We start from the raw sequence: 26,800 nt of genomic DNA on the forward strand, positions 1-26,800 counted from the left end.
ACAAACATGATACGCGATTTTCGCAACGGGCTTTTCGTGGCAGGGGCCATTCTGGCCGCCTGCACCACCTTTGCCCAGGCGCATCAGGAGGCGGCTGAAATCACGTCCGGTGCCAATCCGCTGGCCGAAAAGGTGCGGGCCGCCAACAGCCGGTTTCTCGATGTCAACGCCGCGACGGCGGAAGGCTATGCGCCCATTCCCTGCGCCAGCGGCATCACCGGCGGCGCCATGGGCATCCACTATGTCAATGGCGGGTACCTGAAGGACGACAAGATCGACATCGCCCGTCCCGAAGCGGTGATGTACGAGCCGATGGCCGACGGCACGCTGAAGCTGGTGGCGGTCGAATACATCACCTCGAAGGGGCCGGCGTCGCTCGAGGGACAGCTGTTCAACTTCAACAGCGCGCCCAACCGCTATGGCCTGGGTGAGTTCTACGAACTGCATGTCTGGGCCTGGAAAGGCAACCCGACCGGCACGTTCGCCGACATGAACCCGAAAGTGTCGTGCGAACACGCGATGGCGCCGAGCCAGTAAGCGGCATGGCCAGGCGGCGGCAATGCCGCCTGGCCCCCACCTCGGTTCTGCGTGAGATTTCTCAGGCGGGCTTGATGAGGCCGAGCTGGGTGAGGGCGGCGACGCCGTCGTCGAGGCCGATTTCCTCGACGATCCTGCCGTCGATCACCTTGAGCACCGTGGTGCCGGTGAAGCGCATCGTGCGGCCGGTGGCGGCGGGCAGCGAACCGATGAGAAAATCGCCGAAGGCCGGGCCGGTATGCGTGCCGCCGCCCTCCCACTGGCCGACGACGTAGTCGCCCTCGGCGATGAGATCGGCGGTGGCCCAGAAGTTGAGATCCGGGAAGGCTGCACGAAAATCGGTCATGAAGGCCTTGATGTCGTCGCGCCCGCGGCGCGGCTCGTGCAGCGAGTATTTGAGCAGCATATCGGGGGCCGCGACGGCGTCGACGACGGAGAGGTCGCAGGTTTCACCCCAGAAGTCGGTGAACCATCTGACGACGACGGCCTTGTTGTCTTCCTGCTTGGTCATTGGGAGGTCCTTTTCCTGTCTTGCTTCGTGATCACCGGACTGGCTGGTGAACACGGCCATCCCTATGACCAATCGAGGCGCGCCAAACTCCGGTTCTTGCCCGCCAATCGAAAGGCCGATGCCAAGACTGTCGCTAGGAGCGTGGACATCCCCTCTTCCGCCGCCCGGTAACGGTTTCTTTTCTGGTTTTGCCGCAGATTGCCGCGGGTGGAGCGGGCAAAACGGACGAATGGCGGGTCAGGATAAGAAAAGTCGTAGCGGAGCGTTCTGGGCCAAGGCCCTGGAGCGCGCCCATCTTGGCGTCTGGGACTGGGATCTCAGCACCGGCGACTGCTTCTATTCGGCGACCTGGGCCCGGATGCTGGGTTACGAGGACGGCGAACTCGCCAATACCAGTGACCTGTGGCTGCAGCTTACCCATCCCGACGACCGGGAACGGGCGCAGGCCAGCGGCGACCGCCACATTGCCGGGCTGACCGACGCCATCGAGACCGAACTCAGGCTCAAGCACAAGCAGGGCCACTGGGTTTGGGTGCTCGACCGAGGCGGCATCGTCGAGAGCGACGCCGACGGGAAGCCGCTCAGGCTGATGGGCGTGCAGACCGACATCTCCAAGCAGAAGGCGGCCGAAGCCGCGCTCGAACAGGTCAATATCCGCTTTCGCCTGGCGCTCGCCGCCAGCGGCACCGGCATCTGGCACTACGACATCGCTACCAACAAGAGCTATTGGGACGCGCGCACAAGAGAGATATTCGGCCTCGTCGCAGTGACCGACGAGGTGACGGCCGATCTCTGGCACAGCTACCTGCATCCCGACGATAAGGACGCCGCCGAACGCGCCCACAGGGTGCCATTGGGAACCGACGGCGTCATCGCCGCGCAGTACCGCATTATCAAGCGCGACGGCCAGATCCGGCATGTCGAATCGCTGCTGCGCTTCATCGCCGCCGCCGGTGCCACCGGCCAGGTGCTGGGCACTGTGCGCGACATCACCGAGGACAAGCTGCGCGAACAGGAGCTTGCCTTCGCCGCCCGCCACGACGCGCTGACCGGCCTTTGGAACCGCGCCGCCTTCGACCGTCTGCTCGCCCACCATATCGCCACGGCCGTGCCGCTGGCGGTGTTCTATGTCGACCTCGACTACTTCAAGGCCCTCAACGATTTCGCCGGCCATGCCGCGGGCGATCTGGCGCTGAAGAGCGTCGCGGCGGGTATCGGCCGCTGCCTGCCGCCATCGGCGCATGCGGCGCGGCTCGGCGGCGACGAGTTCGCCCTGATGGTGCCCGATTGCGACGCCGTGCAAGCCGAAGGTCTGGCCGGCGCCATCCTGGCGGCCGTGCGCGACGCCGATCTCGGCCTTGCCGCGACGTCGCGCCGGTTGGCGGCCAGCATCGGCATCACCGTCGTCCGCGACCGTGCCACCACGGTTGCCGACGCGCTGGCCTGCGCCGACGATGCCTGCTACGCGGCCAAGGCCGCCGGGCGCGATCGCTTCGCGCTGTTTTCGACCGATGCCGTCTCCGGTTCGGCCGGCCTCAACGCGGCGCGGCTCGCCGCCGACACGGTCGACGCCATGGATGACGGCAGGCTGAAATTGTTCGGCCAGCAGATCCACCGGCTGGGCAGGCCCTGGGAAGAGAGCCGCCATGTCGAAGTGCTGGCGCGGCTTGCAGGACAGGGCGGCCGGCTGATCCCGCCCGGCGAGTTCATTCCGGCGGCGGAGCGCTTCGGCGTTGCCGCGCGGCTCGACCGCTGGATCATCCGCACCGCCCTGTCTCGGCACGGCGCGGCGATGAAGTCCGGCGCGATCACGCTCGGCTTCAACCTGTCGGCGCAGACGCTGAGCGACCCAGGACTATGGGACTTTGTCGACCGGGTCATCGAGGAGACCGGGACGCCGCATTCCGGCATCGGCTTCGAGATCACCGAAACCGCCGCCGTCACCAACTTCGACGCCGCCGAGGCGTTCGTGCGCAAGGCGCGCGAGCGGCGCTGCCGGGTCAGCCTCGACGATTTCGGCGCCGGCATGAGTTCGTTCGAGTATCTCAGGCGCTTTCCGGTCGATGCCATCAAGATCGACGGCTCCTTCATCGAGCACGTCACCGAAAGCCGCTTCGATCGCGAGATCGTGCTGGCCATCACCAGCATTGCCCGCAGCCTCGGTTGCGCCGTGGTGGGCGAAAAGATCGAGCGGCAGGACACGGTGGCCATGCTGGGCGATATGGGCGTCGAGTTCGGTCAGGGTTTTCTGCTGCACCGGCCCGAACCGCTGGAGCGGGTCGTGGCGCAGGCGGCGCGAATGGCCGGCGCCGCATCGAGACGCAGGGCGTCCTGACGGATCAAATGCATGTCGCTCCAAAAGCGGCCCGGAGCGACATGCGTGAAGACGAAGATTTGATGCGCGCGGGCTGAACCAACGCCACGCGTGCTGTTCAGCCGAGTCGGCGTGCCGATGCTCGCGGAAATTCCAGCACCCCGGGTTCCGGCTTTCTGTGTTGTGCTTCCGCTACCATCTCGATCAACAGGTCGAGGGCCTCGCATGTGGCGCGGCTCGTCTCGTCATTGCCGCGCAGATAATGGTAGGCGCGTTCGAGATGGAGACGGGCGGCTGAAAAATCGCTGGTCAATGGTTCCCTCCATGATCCCGCCCTGATGGATATTGGCCTGCCTGGCGCAAGGTGGGGTAAATATCCACAGGCGCCTTTTATTCAAATGCCGGCGAACGCCGTGCTGCTGGCGGCGCCATCGTGTCAGGAGTGACGGCCCTGCCGGCTTTTGCGCGGTTTGGCGGCTTGTCTAGACTGCGCTCTTTTGCCCGAGGTGAAATCGATGATCGTCCAAGCCTGCATCACCGGCGCGCGTTCGCGCGATTTCCATCCCAGGCTGCCGCTGACGGCAAAGGCAATGGCCGGCGATGCGGCTTCCTGCGTCGCCGCCGGTGCCGCCGAACTACACATCCATCCGCGCGGCGCCGACGGGCGCGAAAGCCTGGCGGCGGTGGATGCGACGGTCCTTGCCGTGCGCCAGGCCTGTCCGGGCACATTGATCGGCGTGTCGACCGGCGCCTGGATCGAGAACGATGTGGCGCGCACCCGCGCGGCGATCGCCGCCTGGCGGGAACTGCCCGACTATGCCTCGGTCAATCTTTCAGAAACCGACGCGCCCGCCGTGATGGAGTTGTTGCGCAAGCAGGGCGTCGGCATCGAGGCGGGCCTGGCCACGACGGAAGATGCCGAGCGCTTCGTGGCGCTCGCCGATCACGGCCGCGTACTGCGCATCCTGATCGAGATCGACATACCGGACCTGCCTGCAGCCCTCGACGAGGCGCACGGCATCGCCGCCATTCTCGAACGCGCAGGCGTGCGGCGGCAGATCCTGCTGCACGGCGTGGACGGCACGGTCTGGCCGTTCGTGGACCTTGCGCGGCAAAAGCGCTGGTCGACACGGGTCGGGCTGGAGGACGGCAAGACGCTCGCCGATGGAACGGTGGCGAGGGACAATGCCGAGATCGTGGCCGCGGCCGCCGCGAACTTCCGCTCCACGAGTATGAGCTGAACCTTGTCGGGCTGCGCCGTCGGCGAACTCGGCGATGCCATTCGCGCAGCAAGGCGATTGAGGAACAGCTGAAATAAGGCCACATTCGCGGGCAAGGAGAGATGTCCAACGTTTCGGAGCTCTCGCATGTCATTTTCCGGCACGACAACCCGCTATGGGCGCCTCGCCCAGGCATTTCATTGGCTGACGGCACTGCTGGTGCTCATTGCCTTCCTGGTCTCGGCGGGCGGTCCGCCGGAGCGGGTCTATTCAGCGGCCAGGGCGTCGACGCTGCTGCTGCACGAGTCGCTCGGCTTCACCGTTTTCTGCTTGCTGGTCGTTCGCCTGATCTGGCGCCGGTTCGACCGCATTCCCGATGCCCCGGCCATGCCGTCCTGGATGGAGGTCGCCTCGAAGGCAACGCATTGGGCGCTTTATGCGCTGCTGTTCGCCGTTCCGGCGACAGCCATGGTCGGCGCCTTGTTCGGCGGCCACCCGGTCACTGTCTATGGGCTGGGAGCTATCGGTCCGTTTTCCGGCAGCTGGGGCGCGCCGCTGGCGGAGATTCACGGCACGCTCGGCGACGTCATGATGTGGATCGCCGGCCTGCACGCGGCCGCTGCCATCTTCCACCATTTCTTCCTTCGCGACCGGGTGCTGAGCCAGATGCTGCCGGGCCTGCCCGATCCATCGTCGCGGCAGGGCGGCTGAACGCGGTCAGTCGAGAATGATGCGGATCGCCCGATCGACGACCGGGTGCAGGCCGCTGGCCCGTCGAAGCCGCAATACGGAAGTTTCTGAAATAGCCGAACCCTTATTTCAGAAACCTGGTGAGAAATTGAAATAGCTTTTGGAAGTTGGTCGAATCTGACATAACGATTTTCTTATTGTAGAAATCGTGGACGTTTCTGAAATATGGATTTGTCGTCTTACAAGGCGGGGCAGTACGAAAAGCGGTTGGAACATCGCAGCTTCGTGCCGACCTCGATCAATCATCCCTGGATCGTCTCCGACCCGAACATCATAGAGGTGCTTGGCCGCGCCGATCGAGCATTGGGTGAATTGAATGCGTTCGCACAACTCGTTCCCGACATCGATTTTTTCATCAGCATGTACGTTGCGAAGGAAGCAACCCAGTCCAGCCGGATCGAAGGCACCCACACCAATATCGAGGACGCTTTCAAGCAGATCGAAGATTTGTCTCCTGAGGCACGCGACGACTGGGAGGAGGTGCAGAACTATATCCAAGCGATCAATAGCGCCATTACCAGCCTGGAGCGCCTGCCTTTCTCCAACAGGCTACTGAAGGAAACTCACGCCATCCTCATGCAGGGGGTGCGCGGCGACACCAAGCAACCCGGCGAATTTCGAACCAGTCAGAACTGGATTGGCGTGAGTCTAAGAAACGCGGTCTTCGTGCCCCCGCATCACGAGCATGTTCCCGAGCTCATGAGCGATATGGAAAAATTCATCCATGCCGACAGCCTGCGCGTACCGCCACTCATCCGCATTGCGATCGCCCACTATCAATTCGAAACCATCCATCCGTTCCTGGATGGCAACGGGCGGCTGGGCCGCCTGATGATTTCGCTTTACCTCGCCTCACAGGGGCTTCTTGTCAAACCCGCGCTCTATCTGTCCGACTATTTCGAGCGCAACAAGACAGCGTATATCGATCACCTCATGGCCGTACGCGAGGGCAACCATATGCGCGACTGGCTGATTTTCTTTCTCCACGGAGTTGAAGAGACAGCGCGTGCGTCTGCTGACGTGTTCCGCAAAATTCTGGTGCTTAAAGAGCGGATAGAACGGGAAACGCTGCCGCGCTTCAGCCATCGCCGTCAAGGAAACGCGCAACAACTTGTAAGAACATCTCTACAGGCAACCATTGGTCGACGTGAAGGGTGTCACCATTCTGTTGGACACGACGACAAACACGGCTACGTCATTGATTGCCGATCTCATAAGCCACGGCGTTCTAATCGAAGTCACCGGCCAAAGACGCAATCGGTTTTTCGTGTTCGAACGATACCTCCAGCTCTTCGAGAGGCGCAGAGATGGCTGACGTCCGCGCATAGATCGCGTGAGGCCCTCTGACGGCAGCAGTTCGATTTCCTACCCTCCCTAAGATCACAGCCGCAAGATTGTCGCGATCGCTTGTTCCACCACCGGATGCATGCCGCTCGCCTGGAAGGAGAGGCGATTGCCGGAGCCGACATTGCTGGTCATGGCGATGGTGAGGTCCGTCTCGGGATCGTGCAGCATGACGGCGACGTAGCCCGGAATGCTGCCCTGGTGCCCGTAGAAGGCGCGGTCCGCATAGGTGCTCTGGAACATGCCCGCGCCCGTCTCGCGCATGCGGGTGCCGGGGAAACTCGCCGGCACGCGGTGTTCGAACATCTCGGCGAAGACCGGCGGCGACAACAGTCCGCCGGAGAACAGGCCGCGCATGAAGCCCACCATGTCTGACGGCGTCGACACCATGTCGCCGCAGCCATAGGCGGCGCCGAAGGGGAAGGAGTCGGAGGAATCCTGCAGTTCATTGGAGTAGGGCAGCACGCCGTCCATTTGCCACATCTCGCCGCCCGAGGCGATGTCGGTGGGCGCGTTCGGCGCCCGCGGCGGCCGGTGGTAATAGCCGCGCACCATCGATTTATCGGGGAAGGCCTCGGTCGCCGGCGACCAGGTGTTGTTCAGGCCGAGTGGCTCAAGGACCGCGCTTCTGACATAGGCGCCCAGCTTCTGGCCGGTGACGGCCTCGATCACCATGCCGGCCAGGACATAGCCGGTGTTGTTGTAGACGGCCGGTCCGCCCGGTGGCTTCTGTTTGTCGGAGGCGAAGGCGATGTCGACCAGCTGTTGCGGCGTCCATTGCCGGCTCGGGTCCATCGGAATGTAATATTCGAATTCCGGCAGGCCGCTGCGATGGTTGACCAGCTGGCGTACCGAAATGGTTTTGGCGCCAGGTAGGTCCGGGAACCAGGAGGCGATCGGCGCGCCGAGGTCGAGCTTGCCGGTCTCGGCGAGCTTGACCAGGGCCGCGGCGACGAAGGTCTTGGTGCAGCTGCCGATCTTGAACAGCTGGTCCGACGTGACAGGCGTGCCCAGCGCGCGATCGGCGAGGCCTGATGTGAGGGCGGTTGGTGTGGTGTCACCCCTGGCATAGGCGAGCGACGCACCCACCGCGCCATCGGCGATGTAGGTGGCGAGAAGAGCGTTCAGGTCTTTTGGCATGGTGGTCTCGCTTTTTGTGGATCGCGGGATCTTCGCAAAATCGGCCGCGTAGCGGCCGGATGAGGGGGGTACCCAGCGCGACAAGCCTCACTCCGCGATATCGACGGCGGCGAAATTCTGCCGGCCGAAGGGGTCGAGCACGTAATTCAGCACGCTCTTGCGGATCGGGATCGCCACCATCGAATGGGCGATCGGCGCCACCGGCACCTCGGCCTTCAGGATGGCCTGCGCCTTTCCATAGATCGCGGCGCGCTCTTTCGGGTCGGCGGCAACGCGGCCCTCGTCGAGCAGCTTCTCGAAATCCTTGTCGCACCAGCGCGAGCGGTTGGAGCCACCCTTCACGCCGTCGCAGGAGAGCAGATAGCTCAGCATGTTGTCGGGATCGCCATTGTCGCTGCTGCCGCCGAGCAGGAAGGCGTCCTGTTCGCCCGCCGCGGTGCGCTTGAGGTATTCGCCCCATTCGAAGCTGACGATCTCCGATTGCACGCCGACCTTCGCCCAGTCGGCCTGGATCATCTCGGCCATGCGCTTGGCGTTGGGATTGTAGGGGCGCGACACCGGCATCGCCCACAGGCTGATCTTGAGGCCGCTTTCATGGCCCGCTTCCTTGAGCAGTTTCTTGGCGCCATCGGGATCGTACTCGATGCCGGCATCGGTGACGGCGCCGAGCTGCGCCGGCGGCACGACGCTGCCGGCCACCGTGCCGGCGCCGGCATAGACCGCATCGACGATCGCCTTGCGGTCGACGGCCTTGGCCAGTGCCGTGCGCACGCGCACGTCGCCCAGCGGCTGGTGCTCGACATTGAAGCCGAGAATGCCGATGTTCTGGCCCTTGAGATCGAGAACCGTGATGTCGGGATCGCTGCGCAGGTCGGCGACGGCACTTGGCGGCGGCGGCGCGGCGACCTGGCATTCATTGGCCTTGATGCGCTCGACGCGGGTGGTCGGCTCGGGCGTGACGGCGAAGACCAGCGTGTCGATCTTCGGCGCGCCGCGCCAGTAATCCTTGTTTGCGGCATAACGGACCTGGCTGTCGGGCACATAGGCCTCAAGCACGAACGGTCCGGTGCCGACCGGCATGCTGTCGATCAGCTCCGGCGTGCCGGCCGCGACCATCTTTTCGGTCTGCTCCAACGACAGGATGGAGAGATAGTCGAGTGCCAGCCCGGCCAGGAATGTGACGTTGGGAGCCGTCAGCGTGAAGCGCACGGTGTAGTCGTCGACCTTGTCTATTCTGTCGATCAGCGTGCCCATGCCCAGCGCGTTGAAGTACTCGTAAGAGCCGCCGCCAAGCTTGTGATAGGGATTGTTGGCGTCGCGCTGGCGGTTGAAGGTGTAGAGCACGTCGTCCGCGTCGAAGTCGCGCGTGGGCGAAAAATGCTCGTTCGACTGAAACTTCACGCCGTGCCTGAGATGGAAAGTGTAGGTCTTGCCATCAGGCGAAACCTCCCAGCTTTCTGCCAGCGCCGGGCCGACCTCGGTGGTGCCCGGCTTGAACTCGACCAGCCGATTGAAGATCGTCTTGGCGGCGGCGTCCATGGTGGAATCGGCGATGCCGATCGCCGGGTTGAAGGTCTCGGGATTGGCTTCCGAGCAATAGACCAGCGTCTTGGCGTAGGCCTGTCCGCCGAGAAGGATGGATGAGGCCAGAACGGACGTGGCCAGAAGGGACGTGGCCAGAAGGGACGGGGCAAGCACCGCGCGCAGAGATTTCATCGCAAACGCTCCTGATGACACATTCGGGGTTGAGGGAAGGAACTTCATGGCGTCGTCGCCGGGGTAAGGAAGCGATCGGGCGCCAGCGCCCCAGCGGTGACGCCGAGTGCGGTGACGTCGTCGGGCATGGGCTCGCCGCGCATCAGCGCCGCGCTCAGCCTGGCCAGCGTCAGCGACACCTGAAAACCGTAGCCACCTTGGCCGCCGAGCCAGAAGAAGCCGGGCAGGCGCGGGTCGAAGCCGGCGACCGGCGTGCGGTCGGGAGCGAAGGTACGCAGGCCTGCCCATGGCGTCGACGGGCGGCCGATGCGCATCGACGTCGCCTGTTCGATGCGGTCGACGGCGATGGCGACGTCGATATCCTCGGGATACGCATCACAAGGCTCGGAGTCCGTCTCGTCGGCGAGCGAACCGATCAATCTGCCGGCATCGGGCTTGAAGTAGAACTGCTCGTGCAGGTCGACCACCAGCGGCCAGCCGGCGATGTCCAACCCGGCGGGCGGATCGAACAGGAAGGCGGTGCGCCGTTTCGGCTGGAAGCCGAGGCCCGGGAGCCCCACCATGCCGGCGACGACATCGACCCAGGCGCCGGCGGCGTTGACGATGATGTCAGCCGAGTAGACGCCGGCGCTTGTTTCAACCCTAAAAGCGCTGCCGTCGCGTGAGATGGCGCGGACCTCCTCGCCGGTGCGGATGGTGCCGCCGCCGGCTTTGAGCTTGGACGCGCAGGTCGCAAGCATCTTGTCCGTGTCGACATCCACCGCGTCCGGCTCATAGACGCCGCCGCATGTGGCTTGCTGGGCAATGACCGGAACCAGCGCGTGGAGCTCGGCCGCCGAGAGGCGGCGCACTGATGGCACCAGCGCCTGCAAATCACGAGCCAGCTTGTCGATGGCGGCATCTTCACCGGTCCATCCGACATGCAGCGCGCCACGCCGGTGGGCGACGAAACCGCCCTCGACGATTGCCTGCCGGCTGGCCAGCGTCAGCCCGCGCACGAGGCGGTTGCCATAGGTCTCGGTGAACAGAGCGGCGGAGCGTCCGCTGGCGTGGTAGCCGAGATGCGGTTCGCGCTCGATGACGGTGACTTCGGCCCAGCCCGCCACCTCGGCGGCAAGCGAGAGGCCGGCAATGCCGCCGCCGATGACGACAATCTTTTGGAAGGACTTTGACTGCATCCGTCAGTCGTAAAAATATTTTCGTATCCAGTCAATATTTAGCGTATAAGAAAATTTCGATGTTGTTGATGGCTGCGGGGAGTTCGACTACCTAGGGTGGAGCGGCGCGATCCCGCGCCTTGGAGCTGGCAATGTCGGAGCAACCCAATCTCGGTGATTGTCTGCGGGCTTTGAGAAAAACCCATGGCTGGACCTTGCAGGAGGTCAGCGCGCTCACCGGCGTCGCGGTGTCGACGCTGTCCAAGGTCGAGAACGACCAGATGTCGCTGACCTACGACAAGCTGCTGCAGATCTGCGAGGGGCTCGGCATCCATGTGACGGAACTGCTCAGCGGCGACCGCAAGCAGCCGGCAGCGCGCACCCGCCGTTCGGTGACCTCGCAGTCCAACACGCTGCGCCAGCTGACCCGCAACTACGACTACCGGTATCTGGCCACCGACCTGGTGCGCAAGCGCATGGTGCCGATCCACGCCTATGCGCGCGCCCGCACGCCGCAAGAGTTCGGCCCGCTGACCAGGCATGCCGGCGAGGAATTCCTGATCGTGCTCAAGGGCGAGATCGAACTGCACACCGACCAGTACGCGCCGGTGCGGCTGAAAGCGGGCGAGAGCGTCTACATCGATTCCACCATGGGCCACGCCTATCTGTCGGTGGGCGAGGGCGACGCCGAGATGCTGTGCGTCTGCTCCGGCGACGAGCCCGACATGGAAGGCACGCTGCTGAGCGAGCTGGAGACGGTTGAAGGATAGGGCGCAGCTCACCGCGCAAGTTTTCTGCAGCTCGATTCAGGCTTTCTCGTTCGAACTGCGCGGCGAAACCGGCTATAGGACCGCTGAAACCGTAGCTCTCGCCAATCTGAAAAGGAAATCCGATGAGTGTAGAAAAGACAGCCGTCATCGTGGCCGGCGGCAGCGGCATGGGGGCGGCGGCGGCCAAACGGCTGGCGGCGGATGGTTTCAAGGTCGCCATCCTGTCCTCGTCCGGCAAGGGCGAGGCGCTGGCCAAGGAGCTTGGCGGGCTCGGCGTCACCGGCTCCAACCAGTCGAACGACGATCTGCAGCGGCTCGCCGACCTGACCCTGGAGCGCTATGGCCGCATCGACGTGCTGGTCAACAGCGGCGGCCATGGGCCGCGCGCGCCGATCCTGGAGATCACGGACGAGCAGTGGCACACCGGCATGGACGTCTACCTGATGAACGTCATCCGGCCGGTGCGCATCGTGGCGCCGCAGATGGTCAAGCAGAAGGGCGGCGCCATCATCAACATCTCGACGGCCTGGGTAGCAGAACCGAACGCGATGTTCCCGACGTCGGCCGTGTTCCGCGCCGGCCTTGCCGCCTACACCAAGATTTTCGCCAACACCTACGCGGCCGACAATGTGCGCATGAACAACGTGCTGCCCGGCTGGATCGACAGCCTGCCCGCCACCGAAGAGCGCCGCGACAACGTGCCGATGCAGCGCTATGGCACATCAGAGGAGATCGCCGCGACGATCGCGTTTTTGGCGTCGGACGGGGCAGGGTATATTACCGGGCAGAATATCCGCGTGGATGGGGGTGTGATCCGGGCGCTGTGAGAGGCGGCTGCGGCGATCCCATACCTCTCAGATTAGCCGAAGCCCTCCCTCCCTTCGTCATCCTAGGCGTAGCAAGGAGCGAAGCGACGCCGCGCAGACCCTAGGATCCATGCCGCGACGTGGGCCGAAAAAATACGGCGAACGAGGATAGTCCCCGGACGGGTTGGCGGTTACCGTCAACGCATGACCGGCTATGTTTACGTGACCGCGAGCCAGAAGGGCGGCACCATCTACATCGGTGTCACCAACGATCTCGGTCGCCGCATGCCGGAGCACAAATCCGGCGAAGGTTCGCGCTTCACCAGGCGCTACGGTGTGCAGCGGTTGGTCTGGTACCGAGGAACATTTCGACATTCGTGACGCCATTCAACGCGAGAAATCGCTGAAGCGCTGGTCGCGACAATGGAAGATCGAACTGATCGAGAAGACCAATCCGGAATGGTTCGAGCTGTTTCGCGGAACAGGTTGGTCGCGGTTTGATGGCGTTTCGTCGGAGGTTGGAGCCAGGTTCGGCACCGTTTTGTCCGTCGCAAGCGTCGCGGCATGGATCCTAGGGTCTGCGCCGCGTCGCTTCGCTCCTTGCTCCGCCCTAGGATGACGAAGCGAGGGAGGGCTTCGGCTAATCCCCACGTCAACTAGCGACCCTTACGACGTGGCTTCCCAGTTCACTGCGACCGCTTCGCCGCCTGATCCGCATCCGTCAGCGTCTGCAGAAACGCCACGATGTCGTCGATCTCGGCATCGTCGAGCGCCGGCTTGTCGCCGGGTTTCTTGCCGCCGAAGGGCGGGTCTTGATTCAAGTTCGGCCAGTAAGCCTTTGGCAAATCGTCATATTTATCGACCGTACCGTAAGCGTTTTTCGGGTACCAGCGGCCGGGGTCGGTGTCGCGGCTGGCGTAGAAGGCCACCGCTTCGCGCAGCGTGTGGAAATATCCGTTGTGGAAGAAGCTCTTGCGCAGTGCGACGTTGCGCAGGGTCGGTGTCTTGAACAGGCCGCAATAGTCGGTGCGGCCACGGAAATCGGTGCGCAGGGGACCGCACAGGCCGAGATCGACATAGGCCGGGTCGGCGTTGGCCGGGATGGCCGGATTGCGCGGCACGGCGATGGCGATCAGGCCGAAATCGGTGAATTGCGGCGGCTCACCGTCATTGGCCGGTTCGCTGAGGTGGCAGGAGGCGCAATTGCCTTTCGCCTCGTCCTCGAACAGGGCGCGGCCATGCAATTCCCGCGCCGATAGCGTCGCCTTGCCGGCGAGGAAGGCGTCGTAGCGGCTGGAATAGGGGTAGAAGTCGACCGCGCTCTGCTCGAACGTGCCAAGCGCCTCGGCGGCGGCGTCGAAGGCATCGTCCGGGCGGTCGAAGACATCGTTGCCGAAGGTTGCCTTGAAGTCATCGGCATAGGCTGACTTGCGCAAGGCGGCGGAGACCGCCACGGCATCCTTGTTTGCCATCTCGAAGGGCGAGAGCAGGGGGATTTTCGCCTGGTCCACACCGTGATCGGCGCGGCCGTCCCAGGTCAGACCGCCGGTCGGGCCATTGTCGACGCTCTCGTCGCCCTCGTCCTCGGAATCGTGGAAATGCTCGGTGAAGGCGGGTGCCGCCTCGAGATAGCGCAGCGACGGCACCGCGCGCACGCCAGGCAGGTCGAGGTTCGGGCCGCCCATCTCGACGGGAGATGCCGAGGCCGGACCGAAGGCATGGCGCGGATCGTGGCAGGAGGAACAGGCCTGTTTTCCCGAAGCCGAGAGCGCCGGGTCGAAGAACATCCTTCGCCCCAAGGCAGTCAGCGCCTCGGCGCGTGCGAAGGCTTGGCCACGCGACAGCGGACCGGGATGGACCCCGTCCGGCCCCGCCGTATTCGCGGGCGCGGCAAAGCCAAATGCCGAGATCGCGGCACTCGCGATCATCAGGCTTTTCCATCGTCTCGTCATCATGGGGCACGGTCCGCTTTGGCCCGGAAATAAGAACGCAGTGCAACGGATTGATGACCGGTCCCAGTGCTCACGAAACCGTGTTCGCCGCGGCGGCGGATGTCACAAAGGTGACAAGGCATCCACGTTAGCTGCCTATGGTTCCCGCGCAATAGCTCTTCTAGTTAAAGTCTGCCACGAGGTCTTTCCATGACGAGGCTCAAGTTCCTCACTTCCTTCTGTCTGGCCGGTTCGGCTTTGTTTCCCCTTGCGGCCGCCAATGCCGCCCCTCCCGGCTTCGACAAGATCGACACCGTCGTCGTCATCTATGCGGAGAACCGCAGCTTCGATAATCTTTATGGTGGCTTCCCCGGCGCCAATGGGCTGGCCAATGTCTCGGCCGAACAGGCGCGCCAGCTCGATCGCGATGGCAAGCCGCTGACCGAACTGCCGCCGGCCTGGGGCGGGCTGACCGGAAAGGGCGTCACGCCCGTGGTGACGGAGGCGCAGACCGCGCATCTCGCCAACGCGGCCTTCGCCATCGACGATCCCAAGGGCTTCAACGAAGGCACCAATGTCATCACCCACGATTTGTGGCACCGTTTCTACCAGGAGCAGATGCAGATCGACGGCGGCAAGAACGATAAATTCGTCGCCTGGGCCGATTCCGGCGGGCTGGTCATGGGCCATTATGACGGCTCGAGCCTGCCGATGTGGCAGGTGGCGAAGAAATATGTGCTGGCCGACAATTTCTTCCAGGGCGCCTTTGGCGGCTCCTTCCTCAACCATTTCCAGCTCGCCTGCGCCTGTACGCCGGTCTATCCGCATGCCGACACGAGTCCGATCAAGGGCCAGATCGCCGTGGTCGAGGCCGACGGAACGACCTTGAAGGTGGCCGACAATTCGCCGCCGTCGGCGCTGGGCGGCGTGCCGAAATTCGTCAATGACGGCGCCATCACGCCCGATTTTTACGCCGTCAACACCATGCAGCCGCCCTATCAGCCGAGCGCCAACAAGCCTGCCGAGGGCGGTGACAAGGCGCTGGCCGATCCGGCCGCGCCCACCACGCTGCCGCCGCAGCACGACATCACCATCGGCGATCTCCTGTCGCTGAAGGGGGTCGACTGGGCCTGGTACGCCGGCGCCTGGCAGACGGCGCTCGACGGCAAGAACGCCACGCCGGTGCCGAACTTCCAGTTCCACCACCAGCCGTTCAACTATTTCGCCGCCTACGCGCCCGGCACGGCAGCGCGCACCGAGCATCTCAGGGATGGCGGCCTGGATGGCGCCGAGTTCATCAAGGCGATCGACGACGGCAAGCTGCCGCAGGTCGCCTTCTACAAGCCGCAGGGCAATCTCAACGAGCACTCAGGCTATGCCGACGTGACATCGGGCGACCGGCATCTGGCCGACCTCGTCGCGCATCTGGAGAAGAGCCCGCAATGGAGCCACATGCTGGTCGTCGTCACCTATGACGAGAATGGCGGCTTCTGGGATCACGTCGCGCCGCCCAAGGCCGACCGCTGGGGCCCGGGCAACCGCATCCCGGCCTTCATCGTCTCGCCCTATGCCAGGATGGGCACGGTTGACCACACGCAATACGATACGACGTCGATCCTGCGCTTCATCACCGCGCGCTACGATCTGCCGGTGCTGACGGGCATCGTCGCCCGCGACAAGGCGCTGGCCGCCAATGGCGAGCCGCCGATGGGGGATCTGTCAGCCGCGCTTGATCTCAGCCGCTAGGGCGGAGCGAACCGCGAATACGCCGCCGCGCCGCGAGGCGCGGTGGCTCAGCCGCCATTGACCAGGGCAAGAATGAGCTTTTGCAGATTGCCGCCCTGGCCGAGTTCGATGCGGTCGAAATCGCGGCTTGCCTGCCGCTGCGCCTGCGAAAGGGCGGACAGGCGTTTGGTCATCTCGACCCGGATCTTGCTGCATTTGGGATCGTCGGGAACGGTGAGGCCGACCGTCGCCGCCTCGATCTTGCGCGCCATGTCGACAATGGTCGCGCCATGCACCTTTTCGTGGGCGCTGACGCCTGCGAGGAAAACCTCCCAGTTCTTCTGGATGGCGGACGGCAGCGGCGAGGAGGGGCTGGGCAAGGTGTAGGTGATGATGAGCTTTGGCTTGGCCGAGACCAGCACGCAGGCTCCGGCACGCGGCTGATAATCCCTGGTCCAGGTCAGCTTGAAATTGGTGTGAGCAATGGCGCGGGTAATGCCGACATTCGGCCCGTTCTCGCCAATCGACCGGTAGAGCTCGAGCCCGGACTGGCCTGAAATGGCGTAGGTCTCGACCTTCTCGACCGGCTTCCATTCGGCATGCGCGGCGAGCGGCAAGGCCACCAGGGCCGCGGTCGGAAAACACAGGCGACCAAAGGTTCTCAACACCGCTCTCTCCAAGGCGCGCGGCACATGCAATGCCATTCAACGGCTTTTCCTATATGCTGCCGGCGGGCGCTGCAAATGGCCCGGAGGGAGACGTCATGAGAAGAAATCTCGTTGCCGCCGGTGCCTTGGCGGCGGTGCTTGGCTCGCAATCGGCCTTCGCGGCATCCTGCGGCGGCTGGAGCGCCAAGATGGAGGAAGACGAGGGTGGCAGCGTGCTGACCGCTTCGGTCTGCGGCGGGCCCAGGGGCGACGCCTATCTGATGCTCAATTGCTACGACAAACCGGTGCTGAGCTACGATCTGGGCGCCAGCGGCCAACAACTGGAACCGGGCATCAGCGGCGCGTTCGACTTCAAGGCCGACGGCAAGACGGTGACCAAGACCCTGCAGCTGGAGGCGATGTACAATTATTTCGTGGCCGATCTGGAGAAGGGGGACCCGCTGCTCGACCTGTTGCGGTCCAAGGGGGACGTGTCGGTCAGCGCTGCCAAATATGGTTCGATCAGTTTTGCGCTGAAGGGTTCCAGTGGCGCAATCGGCAAGGTGCTGGCGCAGTGCGGCAAGGCGAAGCCCGCGGGCGACGCGGATTGAACCTCGAGAGGTTGCGCCCCCCTCGTTGTCCTGCCGCCCATTGATCTCCATTCCATTAGCGGCTTGCCGCCGGCGCCGGGCGGCCGTATCTCACGTCCATGACCGACATCCAATTCCGCAAGGCGCAAGCCTCCGACTTGCCAGCCATCGTCGCCATGCTCGCCGACGATCCGCTGGGTGCCGCCCGCGAAGACGCCTCGTTGCCGTTGGCGCAGGGCTATATCGATGCCTTTGACGCCATCGATGCCGATCCCAATCAGCTGCTTGCCGTGGCCGTGGATGGCGCGGAGGTAATCGGCACCCTGCAGATCAGCTTCCTTGCCGGCATTTCGCGCAAGGGCGGCTGGCGCGGGCAGATCGAGGCGGTTCGCGTTGTCAGCGACAGGCGCTCCGACGGCGTCGGCAAGAAGATGTTCGAATGGGCGATCGACGAGTGCCGGGCGCGGGGCTGCGGCCTTGTGCAGCTCACCACCGACAAGGGGCGAGCGGATGCGCACCGCTTTTATGAAGGGCTCGGCTTCAGTGCCAGCCATATTGGTTACAAGAAGAGCCTTTAGCGGAAACCCGTGCCGGTTCGGGCCTGGCGGTGACTGGCGTATAGCGGAAGCCCTTCAGGCACTATTCAAATCGCCTGGCAAAGCGGATATAGGTCAGTCAGGTTGACCTATTGTAAAAACGTCCGGGGAGGCGTGTCGTGACCCTTTTGAACCTTCTGGCCTCGCGCTCATCGCGCATGAAGGCCTCCGAAATCCGCGAGCTGTTGAAGCTGCTCGACCAGCCCGACATCATCTCCTTCGCCGGCGGCATTCCCGATCCGTCGCTGTTTCCGGCGGACGCCATCCGCGATGCCTATGCCGACGTGCTCGGCGGCCCGGAAGCGGGGGCAGCACTGCAATACCAGGTTTCGGAAGGCTATCTGCCGCTGCGGCGCTGGCTCGCCGGGCAAATGGGCAAGCTCGGCGTGGCCTGCGACGAAGCCAACATCTTCATCACTTCCGGCTCGCAGCAGGCGCTGGATTACCTCGGCAAGCTGTTCCTGTCGCCAGGCGATACCGCGCTGGTGACATGGCCGACCTATCTCGGCGCGCTGCAGGCCTTCAACGCCTACGAGCCCCGCTATGACCGGCTGCGGCCCGAGGGCGGCAACATGACGCCCGATGCCTACCACACTGCCGCCGCCGCCAATGGCGGCAAGGTGAAATTCGCCTATCTGGTGCCCGATTTCGCCAACCCGACCGGCAACACGCTGGACCGAAAGCAGCGCGAAGCGGTGCTCGACCTTGCCGGCGAGCTCGACATCGCCGTCATCGAGGATGCCGCCTACCGGGCGCTGCGCTATGACGGCGAGGGTGTGCCGCCGATCCTGGCGCTCGACTGCATCAGGTCCGGCGGCATCGACAAGGCGCGCACGCTCTATTGCGGCTCGTTCTCGAAAATTTTGTCGCCGGGCATGCGTGTCGGCTGGGTTTGCGCGCCGCGCCACGTGGTGGAAAAACTGGTGCTGATGAAGCAGGCTTCGGACCTGCACAGCCCGTCCGTCAACCAGATGGTGATGCACCGCGTCGCCGAAGCCGTGTTCGACGGCCAGGTGGAAAAACTCATCGGCGCCTACCGCGAGCGCCGCGACGGCCTGCTCGGCGCGCTTGAAGCCAACATGCCGGAGGGGGTGACCTGGAGCCGTCCGGAAGGCGGCATGTTCGTCTGGGTGACGCTTCCGGAGGGCACCGACGCCACGGACCTCCTGGCACGGTCGGTGAAGGAGGCGCGGGTCGCCTTCGTGCCGGGCAACGCCTTTTACGCCGACGGCACCGGGCGCAACACGCTGCGGCTGTCGTTCACGCTGGCCACCCGCAGCGCGGTGAGCGAGGGCATTCCCCGGCTGGCGGCGCTGCTCAAGGGTTAGAGCAAATTCCACGAAAGTCTCAAATGGTTTTCCCGGGAAAGCGCCCAGCGCTTTCCCCAGGAATTGCGTAATAGCAAGAGCGGCATGCGCCTAAGCCGGCACGTTCACCAGCTGCTTGAGCTTTGCAAGCCTGGCGCGGGCGAGCTTGCGGATCGGCTTTTCGAAACCCTCTTCGCCGGCTTCGACGACGAAGACCAATGTCTTGAAGTCCAGCATGAACTCGTCGATGGCCCGCGTCGTCTGTTCGGACCTGTCCTTGAACCGGCGCAGCAATGCGTTCGCTTCCTCGATGGCATCGGCATTGGCGCCGTCGACCAGCGCTTCAAGCTTCTGAAAACAATCCAACCGACATTCTCCCGCCGCGCCTCCAAACTTGCCATCGGTGCAAAAGTTCCATCGGGCTCGAAAAATTGTCGCTGGTTGTCAGCAGAGGCTCGCGCCCCGCGTTGACGCCCTGCCAACCGCGCCTAAATTCGAGGCCTTGCGAGGAGGCGCTTTCATGGAAACCCAGGAATTGCATCGCGGCCGGCTCATCGACCACCTCCAGCTCGTGGTCCGGGATCTCCCCGCCAGCCGGCGTTTCTACGAGGCGGTTTTCCAAGTCCTTGGTGTCCCGATCGGCGGCACCGGCGAGGATTATTTCTGGGCCGACGAATTGTTCATTTCCAGCGCCGACAGCCGGGCCGCGCTGGGAAAGCTGACCGGACGTCATCATCTGGCCTTCCAGGCCAGGGATCACGCCATGGTCGATGCCTTCTACAAGGCCGGGCTCGAAGCCGGCGGCACGGACAATGGCGCGCCGGGCGAGCGGTCCTATCATCCCGGCTATTATGCCGCCTTCCTGCTCGACCCGGACGGCAACAACATCGAGGCCGTCCACCACGGCCCGGCCAACCGCAGCGCCGCGTCGGTGAAGATCACGTTCTAGGAGCAATCGATCGACCGCGTCGAGGCGAGGTGATTCCGATGCCGCATTTCCGGGGTATTTCGGAGACTCGGACGCCACACCGGCCAATCCGATCGGATTCTTGACCTGGGCGGCACTGAAATTGTCCTGCGGAGCATGGATGGCGCCGTCTCTGGACAAGAGGCAAATCGGTCCCATACGGTGCGGCTTCAGGGAAGACGCGTGCGCGGGAAAGGCCGGTTGCTCGTTGAAAAAGAACGTCTTCTCTTCGCTCGATCTGCCGTCGCATCTCGACGACCGCGCGCGCTTCTCGCTCTGGCAGGACATTCATGTCGCCGAGATCTGGTCGGTCGAATATGCCATCTCCGGCAATGTGCCGTTCCAGGCGGATATCGAAGCCACCGCCATCGGGCCGCTGGTGCTCGGGCGGATGGCCGGGACGATCAAGCATGCGAGCCGCAAGACGCACAACATCGCCGATGACGGCCGCGACGGCTATCTGCTGCTGGTCAACTATGGCGACACCAGGCTGAGCGGTGTGCAGACCGGCCGCGACTACAGCATCGGCAGGGGCGAAGGCGCGCTGGTCTCGGCTTCGGAAGCGCTGGAAATGACCGGCGGCGACCGCAATGTCTGGACCAATGTCGTGGTGCCCCGCGAAATCATGGAAAATGCCTTCGCCCATGTCGAGGACCGCCTGGCGCTGACCATCGGCGTCGACAATGAAGCGCTCGACATGCTCAAGCGCTATTGCGGCTTCCTGGAAGCGGGGCCGGCATTGCTCTTGCCCGATCTTGTCGCCCATGCCACCGAAACGATCGTGGACCTGATCGGATTGGCGACGGGCGCCAAGGGCGAGATCGCCGAGCTGGCGGGCGTGCGAGGCCTGCGCGCGGCAAGGCTGCAAGCCATCCTGCAGACGATGCGGGACAATTTCGCCGATCCCGGCATCTCGGCCCAGCACATCGCCCAGCGTTTGCGGCTTTCCGCGCGCTACGTCCATGATCTCCTGCAGGAAACGGGCTCGAGTTTCGCCGAGCATATTCTCGAACTGCGCCTGCAGAGGGCCCACCGCATGCTGCGTGACCGGCGCAACGACCGCATGCGGGTCAGCGAGATCGCGCTGTTGAGCGGCTTTTCCGACGTCTCCTACTTCAATCGCTGTTTCCGCCGCCGCTTCGGCTCGACGCCGAACGCCGCCCGTTAGAGCGAATCATCGTCTCACAGAATCGATGGCCGCTCTAACTCCTTGTTTTCGCAATTCCGGGCGGAAGCGCGGCACCAAAGACAAGGACTCGAAGCGAGTCGGATCAGTTGTCTTCGAACCGATCGACTGATGCCGAACGGCCACACTGATCGCCCCGAGTGCCGCGGCGCTCTCCACGACAATTCCAATGCGGCTCAGCCCAAGACGCCGCCCGCGAACAATGCAAAACCTCGACGATACCCGGGTCGCCGCGGAGTATTTTCCACGGCCGGGGGAAGCAACATCATTGGGGTAGCAAACAGTGAAAACGATTCTTCTCGCCACCATCCTCGCGCTTGCGCCGGTCGGCATGGCGTCCGCGGCGGACGTCAACGAAACCTTGCCGGTTGCTGCCGGCTATGACTGGTCCGGCCTCTATGCCGGCGTTCACTTCGGTTACGTAGCCGGGAAATCCAATCTCTTCATCGGCGGCGCCGGCATTGGGGGCACCGACGTCAATGCTGCCTTCGATCCGGACGGTTTTATTGGTGGCATCCATATCGGCGTCAATCAGGAATTGGCGAACCGTTTCGTGCTCGGCGCCGAGGCTGACCTTGCCTACAGCAATGTCGATGCGGTGGGGACCTTCGCCGGTGCCGGCGCGTTGTTGTCGAGCGAACTCAAGTGGTCGGGTTCGGCCCGGCTGCGGGCCGGCTATGCGTTCGATCGGACGTTGCCTTATATCAGTGCCGGCGTGGCAGCGGCCAAGTATGAAATGAGTGTGGTCAGCAGTGGTCCCCTCGGTACAGTAACAATCCACGACGAAACCCATCTTGGCTGGACGGTTGGGGCCGGCGTCGAGCACGCTTTCACCGACAAATGGATCGCCCGCGTCGAATATCGCTATTCCGACTTTGGCAAAGAGGATCTCTCGGTGCCGATTTTTGGTCTTGGCACGGTTTCGAACATCGATCTCAAGACGCACGATTTACGCGTCGGCCTCAGCTATAAGTTCTGACACGCCGGTTCGAACAAAACCCTGGCGTCCGCGCCGGGGTTTTGCCTGCGCCGCGGCTGATGCTGAACGGCCACACCGGCCGGGCGGGGTGCGGCGGCGCGCTCCAAGACAATTCCGATGCTGTCCAGCCCAAGACGCCGCCGGCGATCAATGCAACACCGTAGCTTCGACTGACCGCCACTGACCATGTCGGTCGTGGTGCAGCATCCCGGGGACAGCAGACAAGCAATGAAAACGATTCTTCTCGCCACTGCCTTTCTTTTCGTTCCCGCCGGCATGGCGTTGGCCGCCGACCCCACCGAGACCTTGCCGGTCGCGGCCAGCTACAACTGGTCCGGCGGCTATTTCGGAGCACAGGCCGGATATGCCCGGAGCGACGCCAGGGTCGGACAGACTTTCGCGCCGGGCAGCTTCGACAATTACGGCTGGGGTTACAGCCCGTCCGGCGGTTTCGGCGGTGTGTTTGCCGGCTACAACAAGCAGTTCGACAGCGGATTGGTTGTTGGCGTCGAGGGAGACTACAGCTTTGCAAGCGTGAACGACACGACGCTCTACCGGGCGCTCGGCGTCGACGACCCCGCCTTTGGTGGCGAGCTCGAGCTTGAGGCGGTAGGCACCGTGCGCCTCAGAGCCGGTTATGCGATCGATCGCTGGCTTCCTTTCGTCACCGGCGGCCTGGCGGTGGCAAGCTACAAACACACGACCACCAACATTCCGGGCGGTCCCTATGCCGACGTCCGAGATACCGTCGCGGGTTATACGCTGGGTGCGGGCGGCGAATACGCCGTCACCGACAATTGGGTGGTTCGGGGCGAATACAGGTTCGCCGATTTCGGCCGCCACACCTCCGTGCGCCACGCCTTCTCCAATGGCGCTCCCCTCAATCGGGATGCCATCGAACTGACGACACAGGATCTGCGGATCGGCGTGGCCTACAAATTCTGATCTCCACGGCCGGACGCTGGTCCGGAAATTCGCATTCGAGGGCTCTAATGCATCGCTTTTCAATCTTCGCCGCGTCGTCGCTGGTCGCCGCGACCTCCGCTTACGCCGCCGATACGCAGCAGCCGCTGGCAGCGGAGACGGTGGTGACGCCGCATGTTTCGGGCTACGGCGAACTCTATCTCGGCGGGCTTCGCTTCGTCGGCGACGACTACACGACCCGGGCCGGCGGCGGCGCCGTGCGCGTCAACATTCCGTTTGCCGAGCGCTGGAATTTGCAGGGCGACCTGACCTACGACCGCATCTGGGGCCATTACGATCCCCTGGATGACACGCGCGGTGCGGTCCATGGCTTCTACCGCGATTCCGACCGTTTCGCCGCCGGCATTTTCGCCGCCTACACATCTGTCGGCGAAAGCGGGGTGACCGTAAACAACTATGCGGTCGGCCCGGAAGCACAACTCTATTTCGGCAATCTGACCCTCTATGGCCAGGCCAGTGTCGGCCAGCTCACCATCAGCGACTTTCATGGCGACCAATGGGGTATACGCGCGGTGGCGCGCTACTTCGTCCGGAAGAATCTTCGCCTCGATGCGGAGCTCGACTTCAACCGAACCGACTACAACGGCACCAACGAAGACGTGGTCGGTGCCGCCGTGCAGGCCATGTACCGGTTCGACGAAACGCCATGGGCGGTGTTCGGACGCTATGAATTCGAGCGGAGGAAGTTCGAAACGTCTACGCAGGACACCAGAGCCAACAAGGTCGTCATCGGCCTGCGCGCCAGCTTCGGCAGCGATACGCTGTTCGACGAGGACCGCAACGGCGCGACCATGGACACCTATCGGGCCGCGTCGGTGATCAATACGAAGTGAGCCGGCGGCACGACTGGAAAGGCGCGGCCTGGCTTTTGCCTTCGACCTGCATGCCGAGCGGGTTATCTGACTGGTGCGCACGGCCGATGCCGCCTTCGCGGCGCGTCCTTGAAAAACGCGGTTTTCGCTTCGAAGGCGAGGTGACGCCGCACGGTGCGCCGACCGACCTCTTCGCTCTCGAAAGAAGGCGGGAAACAACCGGCACATCCGGTCAATGACAGGGCTGCCAGCCGCAAGCGGGCTTTCTCGCGCCGGCACCTTCGCAAGCGGCACGAGACGGTGGAGACTGGCGCCAATCAGCCTTGTTGAGCCGTGCCTTGCGTTGCCAGATTGGTGGCTGCGGTGCTAACCGGGAAACGGCGGACGGGAATCGACCTCAAAGCAATGCGCGCGGCCTTTCCAAATAACATCCCGAACAGACCATCTCTTGCCCACCGTGGAGAAACAATTTTTATGCAAAAACCAGCCAGGGCGATCCGTGTCGCCGCGCCGTTGCTTGCGATTTTGGGCATGGCCACACCATTCATATTAACAATTTCTCATATATCTTCGGCACGGGCTCAGGAGGAATATCTTCCGACCCAGAAGGACTTTGTCGGCAAATGGCAACTCAGCGGCGCGACCACCCGGCCGCCGCGCGACATGAAGGATGCGGCAACGCCGGAACAGGAAGCGGCCGCCAATGACTTCCAGCAGACGGTGACCGCGTTCTACGGCGCGTTCGACTATCTGGAGATCACGGCGGACGGCCGCTACAATTTCCATCAGCCCGGTGACCCGGCATCAGGTTCCTGCATCTGGTGCGGAACCTGGTCCTTCAACAAGAGTTCGCTATGGCTGGAGCTGGACACGGCACCCCGGCTTGATATCTACGCCAAGGGCGGCGACATCCAGATGACCTATACCGCCGAACCCGACGAAAAATCGAAATACGCCTGGCTGGTTTTTGGCTGGACGAAGGTCGAGTAGACGCCGCGCGCCTCGACAGGTCCGAGCGGCTTTTCTCCAGTCTTGTATGCTCGTATACGAGTTGAAGACCCGGGGAGTTCGCATGAGTCCATTGCCTGAAACCGTGCCGTTTTTCAGTCAGTGGGAGACGCCTGACATGACGCTGGCAGTGCTCGCCGACGGCGCCGAAGCCGCGTTGCGGCGGGATCCGCTATGGCAGGGATCAGGCGCTGCCACGCTCGATGAATACACGGCCTGGGCCGCCAATGTCTGCGGCATGGCGTGTCTCAAGATGATCCTGGCGACGCGCGGCGAGATCGTGCCGACGATCGAACTGGCCAGGCGATGCACTCCATATGGCGGCTATGTCGTCAATGAAGGCTCGATCAAGGGGCTGATCTATGCGCCCTTCGTCACCTTCGTGAAGGCGGAATTCGGCCTCGATGCCGAGGTGATGACCGATGTCGCGACGGCTGACATTCCGTCGATCCTCGGCCGGTCGCGGTTCTTCATCGCTTCGGTCAGCAGTTCGATCCGCTGGCCCGAGCGCGAGCCGCCGTCGAAGGGCGGACATTTGGTTCTGGTCACCGCCGCCTCGGATGAAGGGTTCCGCTTTCACAACCCATCCGGCCATACCAGTGCCACACAGGCCAACGCAGTGTTGGCGCCAGCCGCTTTCGACCGCTTCTTTGCCAATCGCGGCATTGCCGTCGCCATTTGATTTTGACAGTTGAGGGATTTCGATGACCGGAAAGATCAGGGTTGCGATCCTCTATGGCGGGCGCTCGGCCGAGCATGACGTGTCGCGGCTTTCGGCCGCCAATGTGCTGAAGGCGATCGACCGGACGCGCTACGAGGTGGTGCCGATCGCCATTTCCAGGGAGGGCAGATGGCTGCTGCAGCCGGCGTCCGAGGCCATCGGCGAACGGGCGGGAGCTCCAGTGTCGCAGGATGGCGTGGAGATAGCCCTGCTGCCCGGCGGCAAGGGCCGGCTGATCTCAGCGTCGCCTACGGGAACGCGGGCTGACCTGGCGCCGGTCGATGTCGTCTTCCCCGTGCTGCACGGTCCTTTCGGGGAGGACGGCTCGGTGCAGGGCTATGCGGAGGTTGCCGACGTCGCCTATGTCGGCTGCGGCATCCTGGCCTCGGCCGCGGCCATGGACAAGGATGTCGCCAAGCGGCTCATGCACGGAGCCGGGCTTGCCGTCGCCCGCTCGGTCACCGTCCATCGTAACGACGTCGGTTCCTTCCAGGAGATCGCCGGGGCGCTGGGGCTGCCATTCTTCGCCAAGCCGGCGCGCCAGGGCTCGTCGTTCGGAGTGAGCAAGGTGAACGACCGGGATGGTTTCGATCAGGCCGTCGAAACGGCTTTCCGCTATGACGGCAAGGCGTTGATCGAGGAGTTCGTCGAAGGCCGCGAGATCGAGTGCTCGGTGCTGCAACGGGCCGACGGCTCGCTCACGGTGTCGCTGCCCGGCGAGATCATCCCGGCCGGCAAGCACGGCTTCTACACCTATGAGGCCAAATATCTCGACGCCGACGGCGCGGTGGTCAAAGTGCCCGCTGATGTGCCGGCAGCAGTGATCGACCGGGCGAGGGAAATGGCTGGGCAAGCCTTCAAGGCGCTCGGCTGCGAGGCGATGGCGCGCGTCGACTTCTTCCTGCGCGCCGACGGCTCCCTGCTGGTCAACGAGGTCAACACGCTGCCCGGTTTCACCGACATATCGATGTACGCCAAGGCGCTGGCCGCGATCGGCATCGGCTACAGCGAGGTCATCGATATCTTGATCGAGCATGCGCTGGCGCGGCACGGCGCGCGCTGATCCGAGTCAGCGGCCGCCG

General features: G+C 63.8%; 27 protein-coding genes and 1 pseudogene. 20 read left to right on the forward strand and 8 right to left on the reverse strand.

The features are described from left to right. The first annotated feature begins 6 nt into the window (after positions 1 to 6). Positions 7 to 537: a hypothetical protein gene (locus tag LB555_RS23380; protein ID WP_224683882.1), complete on the forward strand. Its 531-nt coding sequence runs from the start codon at positions 7 to 9 to the stop codon at positions 535 to 537. 61 nt (positions 538 to 598) lie between these two features. On the opposite strand, the gene LB555_RS23385 is transcribed toward LB555_RS23380, so the two are convergent. After that, on the reverse strand, positions 599 to 1,048 hold the full coding sequence (locus LB555_RS23385; RefSeq protein ID WP_140791328.1) for an ester cyclase: 450 nt from the start codon (positions 1,046 to 1,048) through the stop codon (positions 599 to 601). A gap of 229 nt (positions 1,049 to 1,277) precedes the next feature. Between LB555_RS23385 and LB555_RS23390 the strand changes: the two genes are divergently transcribed. After that, positions 1,278 to 3,383, forward strand: coding sequence for an EAL domain-containing protein (locus tag LB555_RS23390; RefSeq protein WP_224683883.1), 2,106 nt, complete (start codon positions 1,278 to 1,280; stop codon positions 3,381 to 3,383). Positions 3,384 to 3,480: 97 nt separating this feature from the next. Here the strand turns inward: LB555_RS23390 and LB555_RS23395 are convergent, their stop codons facing one another. Next, on the reverse strand, positions 3,481 to 3,675 hold the full coding sequence (locus LB555_RS23395; protein WP_023774040.1) for a hypothetical protein: 195 nt from the start codon (positions 3,673 to 3,675) through the stop codon (positions 3,481 to 3,483). Positions 3,676 to 3,877: 202 nt separating this feature from the next. Between LB555_RS23395 and LB555_RS23400 the strand changes: the two genes are divergently transcribed. The 3 genes from LB555_RS23400 (at position 3,878) to LB555_RS23410 (ending at position 6,679) form a co-directional block, all read left to right on the forward strand. Beyond that, a complete protein-coding gene (locus LB555_RS23400; RefSeq protein ID WP_224683884.1) occupies positions 3,878 to 4,603 on the forward strand; it encodes a 3-keto-5-aminohexanoate cleavage protein in 726 nt (241 codons plus the stop codon). Between the two features lie 126 nt (positions 4,604 to 4,729). Next, a complete protein-coding gene (locus LB555_RS23405; RefSeq protein WP_141906981.1) occupies positions 4,730 to 5,293 on the forward strand; it encodes a cytochrome b in 564 nt (187 codons plus the stop codon). 204 nt (positions 5,294 to 5,497) lie between these two features. After that, a complete protein-coding gene (locus tag LB555_RS23410) occupies positions 5,498 to 6,679 on the forward strand; it encodes a Fic family protein (RefSeq protein ID WP_224683885.1) in 1,182 nt (393 codons plus the stop codon). Between the two features lie 33 nt (positions 6,680 to 6,712). Here the strand turns inward: LB555_RS23410 and LB555_RS23415 are convergent, their stop codons facing one another. From LB555_RS23415 to LB555_RS23425, 3 genes are all read right to left on the reverse strand, one after another. Then, a complete protein-coding gene (locus LB555_RS23415; RefSeq protein WP_224683886.1) occupies positions 6,713 to 7,816 on the reverse strand; it encodes a serine hydrolase domain-containing protein in 1,104 nt (367 codons plus the stop codon). Between the two features lie 87 nt (positions 7,817 to 7,903). Continuing rightward, on the reverse strand, positions 7,904 to 9,532 hold the full coding sequence (locus tag LB555_RS23420) for an ABC transporter substrate-binding protein (protein WP_224683887.1): 1,629 nt from the start codon (positions 9,530 to 9,532) through the stop codon (positions 7,904 to 7,906). A gap of 44 nt (positions 9,533 to 9,576) precedes the next feature. Next, positions 9,577 to 10,710 (reverse strand): NAD(P)/FAD-dependent oxidoreductase, encoded by a 1,134-nt coding sequence (locus LB555_RS23425; protein ID WP_224683888.1) that lies wholly within the window; start codon positions 10,708 to 10,710, stop codon positions 9,577 to 9,579. 131 nt (positions 10,711 to 10,841) lie between these two features. On the opposite strand from LB555_RS23425, the gene LB555_RS23430 reads away from it, so the two are divergent. From LB555_RS23430 to LB555_RS23440, 3 genes and pseudogenes are all read left to right on the forward strand, one after another. Further along, entirely contained in the window at positions 10,842 to 11,459 is a 618-nt protein-coding gene (locus LB555_RS23430; protein ID WP_015317007.1) for a helix-turn-helix domain-containing protein, read from the forward strand. 122 nt (positions 11,460 to 11,581) lie between these two features. Further along, the gene (locus LB555_RS23435; RefSeq protein WP_141906984.1) at positions 11,582 to 12,286 is read left to right on the forward strand and encodes an SDR family oxidoreductase; all 705 of its coding nucleotides are present in this window, start codon (positions 11,582 to 11,584) and stop codon (positions 12,284 to 12,286) included. Positions 12,287 to 12,469: 183 nt separating this feature from the next. Continuing rightward, positions 12,470 to 12,755, forward strand: a pseudogene (locus tag LB555_RS23440) (GIY-YIG nuclease family protein); the annotation flags it as partial. Between the two features lie 196 nt (positions 12,756 to 12,951). On the opposite strand, the gene LB555_RS23445 reads toward LB555_RS23440, so the two are convergent. Continuing rightward, complete coding sequence (locus tag LB555_RS23445) at positions 12,952 to 14,193, reverse strand: cytochrome-c peroxidase (protein WP_411970790.1); 1,242 nt, start codon at positions 14,191 to 14,193, stop codon at positions 12,952 to 12,954. A gap of 213 nt (positions 14,194 to 14,406) precedes the next feature. Between LB555_RS23445 and LB555_RS23450 the strand changes: the two genes are divergently transcribed. Further along, positions 14,407 to 15,942 (forward strand): acid phosphatase, encoded by a 1,536-nt coding sequence (locus tag LB555_RS23450; RefSeq protein ID WP_224683892.1) that lies wholly within the window; start codon positions 14,407 to 14,409, stop codon positions 15,940 to 15,942. A gap of 47 nt (positions 15,943 to 15,989) precedes the next feature. On the opposite strand, the gene LB555_RS23455 is transcribed toward LB555_RS23450, so the two are convergent. After that, positions 15,990 to 16,625, reverse strand: a complete 636-nt coding sequence (locus LB555_RS23455) for a DUF922 domain-containing Zn-dependent protease (RefSeq protein WP_224526854.1) — start codon at positions 16,623 to 16,625, stop codon at positions 15,990 to 15,992. 59 nt (positions 16,626 to 16,684) lie between these two features. Here LB555_RS23455 and LB555_RS23460 point away from each other — a divergent pair, with 59 nt between their 5' ends. The 3 genes from LB555_RS23460 to LB555_RS23470 all read left to right on the forward strand — a co-directional run bounded on the left by LB555_RS23460 (position 16,685) and on the right by LB555_RS23470 (position 19,082). Next, on the forward strand, positions 16,685 to 17,179 hold the full coding sequence (locus tag LB555_RS23460) for a hypothetical protein (protein ID WP_224526851.1): 495 nt from the start codon (positions 16,685 to 16,687) through the stop codon (positions 17,177 to 17,179). 98 nt (positions 17,180 to 17,277) lie between these two features. Further along, the gene (locus tag LB555_RS23465; RefSeq protein ID WP_224526848.1) at positions 17,278 to 17,736 is read left to right on the forward strand and encodes a GNAT family N-acetyltransferase; all 459 of its coding nucleotides are present in this window, start codon (positions 17,278 to 17,280) and stop codon (positions 17,734 to 17,736) included. A gap of 176 nt (positions 17,737 to 17,912) precedes the next feature. Continuing rightward, a complete protein-coding gene (locus tag LB555_RS23470) occupies positions 17,913 to 19,082 on the forward strand; it encodes a PLP-dependent aminotransferase family protein (protein WP_224683911.1) in 1,170 nt (389 codons plus the stop codon). Positions 19,083 to 19,172: 90 nt separating this feature from the next. On the opposite strand, the gene LB555_RS23475 is transcribed toward LB555_RS23470, so the two are convergent. Further along, on the reverse strand, positions 19,173 to 19,427 hold the full coding sequence (locus tag LB555_RS23475; RefSeq protein WP_224683893.1) for a hypothetical protein: 255 nt from the start codon (positions 19,425 to 19,427) through the stop codon (positions 19,173 to 19,175). Between the two features lie 154 nt (positions 19,428 to 19,581). On the opposite strand from LB555_RS23475, the gene LB555_RS23480 reads away from it, so the two are divergent. The 8 genes from LB555_RS23480 (at position 19,582) to LB555_RS23520 (ending at position 26,781) form a co-directional block, all read left to right on the forward strand. After that, on the forward strand, positions 19,582 to 20,010 hold the full coding sequence (locus LB555_RS23480) for a VOC family protein (protein WP_015317017.1): 429 nt from the start codon (positions 19,582 to 19,584) through the stop codon (positions 20,008 to 20,010). A 226-nt stretch (positions 20,011 to 20,236) separates the two neighbouring features. Next, complete coding sequence (locus LB555_RS23485; RefSeq protein WP_224683894.1) at positions 20,237 to 21,196, forward strand: AraC family transcriptional regulator; 960 nt, start codon at positions 20,237 to 20,239, stop codon at positions 21,194 to 21,196. Positions 21,197 to 21,545: 349 nt separating this feature from the next. Next, a complete protein-coding gene (locus tag LB555_RS23490) occupies positions 21,546 to 22,193 on the forward strand; it encodes an outer membrane protein (RefSeq protein ID WP_224583711.1) in 648 nt (215 codons plus the stop codon). Between the two features lie 228 nt (positions 22,194 to 22,421). After that, complete coding sequence (locus tag LB555_RS23495) at positions 22,422 to 23,138, forward strand: outer membrane protein (RefSeq protein ID WP_140618048.1); 717 nt, start codon at positions 22,422 to 22,424, stop codon at positions 23,136 to 23,138. Between the two features lie 47 nt (positions 23,139 to 23,185). Further along, on the forward strand, positions 23,186 to 24,010 hold the full coding sequence (locus LB555_RS23500) for an outer membrane beta-barrel protein (protein WP_140725390.1): 825 nt from the start codon (positions 23,186 to 23,188) through the stop codon (positions 24,008 to 24,010). Positions 24,011 to 24,463: 453 nt separating this feature from the next. Continuing rightward, the gene (locus LB555_RS23510; protein ID WP_224683912.1) at positions 24,464 to 24,979 is read left to right on the forward strand and encodes a hypothetical protein; all 516 of its coding nucleotides are present in this window, start codon (positions 24,464 to 24,466) and stop codon (positions 24,977 to 24,979) included. A gap of 82 nt (positions 24,980 to 25,061) precedes the next feature. After that, positions 25,062 to 25,679 (forward strand): C39 family peptidase, encoded by a 618-nt coding sequence (locus tag LB555_RS23515; RefSeq protein WP_140665763.1) that lies wholly within the window; start codon positions 25,062 to 25,064, stop codon positions 25,677 to 25,679. Positions 25,680 to 25,701: 22 nt separating this feature from the next. After that, positions 25,702 to 26,781: a D-alanine--D-alanine ligase family protein gene (locus LB555_RS23520; RefSeq protein ID WP_224683895.1), complete on the forward strand. Its 1,080-nt coding sequence runs from the start codon at positions 25,702 to 25,704 to the stop codon at positions 26,779 to 26,781. Positions 26,782 to 26,800: the final 19 nt, after the last annotated feature.

This window comes from Mesorhizobium sp. BR-1-1-10, from assembly GCF_020165595.1.
In the GTDB taxonomy this organism is placed as follows: Bacteria; Pseudomonadota; Alphaproteobacteria; order Rhizobiales; family Rhizobiaceae; genus Mesorhizobium; species Mesorhizobium australicum.

Bases quoted from the DNA above. Each gene is read 5' to 3' on its own strand.
- LB555_RS23380 (WP_224683882.1), top strand. From the start codon at position 7: ATGATACGCGATTTTCGCAACGGGCTTTTCGTGGCAGGGGCCATTCTG.
- LB555_RS23385 (WP_140791328.1), bottom strand. From the start codon at position 1,048: ATGACCAAGCAGGAAGACAACAAGGCCGTCGTCGTCAGATGGTTCACC.
- LB555_RS23390 (WP_224683883.1), top strand. From the start codon at position 1,278: ATGGCGGGTCAGGATAAGAAAAGTCGTAGCGGAGCGTTCTGGGCCAAG.
- LB555_RS23400 (WP_224683884.1), top strand. From the start codon at position 3,878: ATGATCGTCCAAGCCTGCATCACCGGCGCGCGTTCGCGCGATTTCCAT.
- LB555_RS23405 (WP_141906981.1), top strand. From the start codon at position 4,730: ATGTCATTTTCCGGCACGACAACCCGCTATGGGCGCCTCGCCCAGGCA.
- LB555_RS23410 (WP_224683885.1), top strand. From the start codon at position 5,498: ATGGATTTGTCGTCTTACAAGGCGGGGCAGTACGAAAAGCGGTTGGAA.
- LB555_RS23415 (WP_224683886.1), bottom strand. From the start codon at position 7,816: ATGCCAAAAGACCTGAACGCTCTTCTCGCCACCTACATCGCCGATGGC.
- LB555_RS23420 (WP_224683887.1), bottom strand. From the start codon at position 9,532: ATGAAATCTCTGCGCGCGGTGCTTGCCCCGTCCCTTCTGGCCACGTCC.
- LB555_RS23425 (WP_224683888.1), bottom strand. From the start codon at position 10,710: ATGCAGTCAAAGTCCTTCCAAAAGATTGTCGTCATCGGCGGCGGCATT.
- LB555_RS23430 (WP_015317007.1), top strand. From the start codon at position 10,842: ATGTCGGAGCAACCCAATCTCGGTGATTGTCTGCGGGCTTTGAGAAAA.
- LB555_RS23435 (WP_141906984.1), top strand. From the start codon at position 11,582: ATGAGTGTAGAAAAGACAGCCGTCATCGTGGCCGGCGGCAGCGGCATG.
- LB555_RS23445 (WP_411970790.1), bottom strand. From the start codon at position 14,193: ATGATCGCGAGTGCCGCGATCTCGGCATTTGGCTTTGCCGCGCCCGCG.
- LB555_RS23450 (WP_224683892.1), top strand. From the start codon at position 14,407: ATGACGAGGCTCAAGTTCCTCACTTCCTTCTGTCTGGCCGGTTCGGCT.
- LB555_RS23455 (WP_224526854.1), bottom strand. From the start codon at position 16,625: ATGGCATTGCATGTGCCGCGCGCCTTGGAGAGAGCGGTGTTGAGAACC.
- LB555_RS23460 (WP_224526851.1), top strand. From the start codon at position 16,685: ATGAGAAGAAATCTCGTTGCCGCCGGTGCCTTGGCGGCGGTGCTTGGC.
- LB555_RS23465 (WP_224526848.1), top strand. From the start codon at position 17,278: ATGACCGACATCCAATTCCGCAAGGCGCAAGCCTCCGACTTGCCAGCC.
- LB555_RS23470 (WP_224683911.1), top strand. From the start codon at position 17,913: ATGAAGGCCTCCGAAATCCGCGAGCTGTTGAAGCTGCTCGACCAGCCC.
- LB555_RS23480 (WP_015317017.1), top strand. From the start codon at position 19,582: ATGGAAACCCAGGAATTGCATCGCGGCCGGCTCATCGACCACCTCCAG.
- LB555_RS23490 (WP_224583711.1), top strand. From the start codon at position 21,546: ATGGCGTCCGCGGCGGACGTCAACGAAACCTTGCCGGTTGCTGCCGGC.
- LB555_RS23495 (WP_140618048.1), top strand. From the start codon at position 22,422: ATGAAAACGATTCTTCTCGCCACTGCCTTTCTTTTCGTTCCCGCCGGC.
- LB555_RS23500 (WP_140725390.1), top strand. From the start codon at position 23,186: ATGCATCGCTTTTCAATCTTCGCCGCGTCGTCGCTGGTCGCCGCGACC.
- LB555_RS23510 (WP_224683912.1), top strand. From the start codon at position 24,464: ATGCAAAAACCAGCCAGGGCGATCCGTGTCGCCGCGCCGTTGCTTGCG.
- LB555_RS23515 (WP_140665763.1), top strand. From the start codon at position 25,062: ATGAGTCCATTGCCTGAAACCGTGCCGTTTTTCAGTCAGTGGGAGACG.
- LB555_RS23520 (WP_224683895.1), top strand. From the start codon at position 25,702: ATGACCGGAAAGATCAGGGTTGCGATCCTCTATGGCGGGCGCTCGGCC.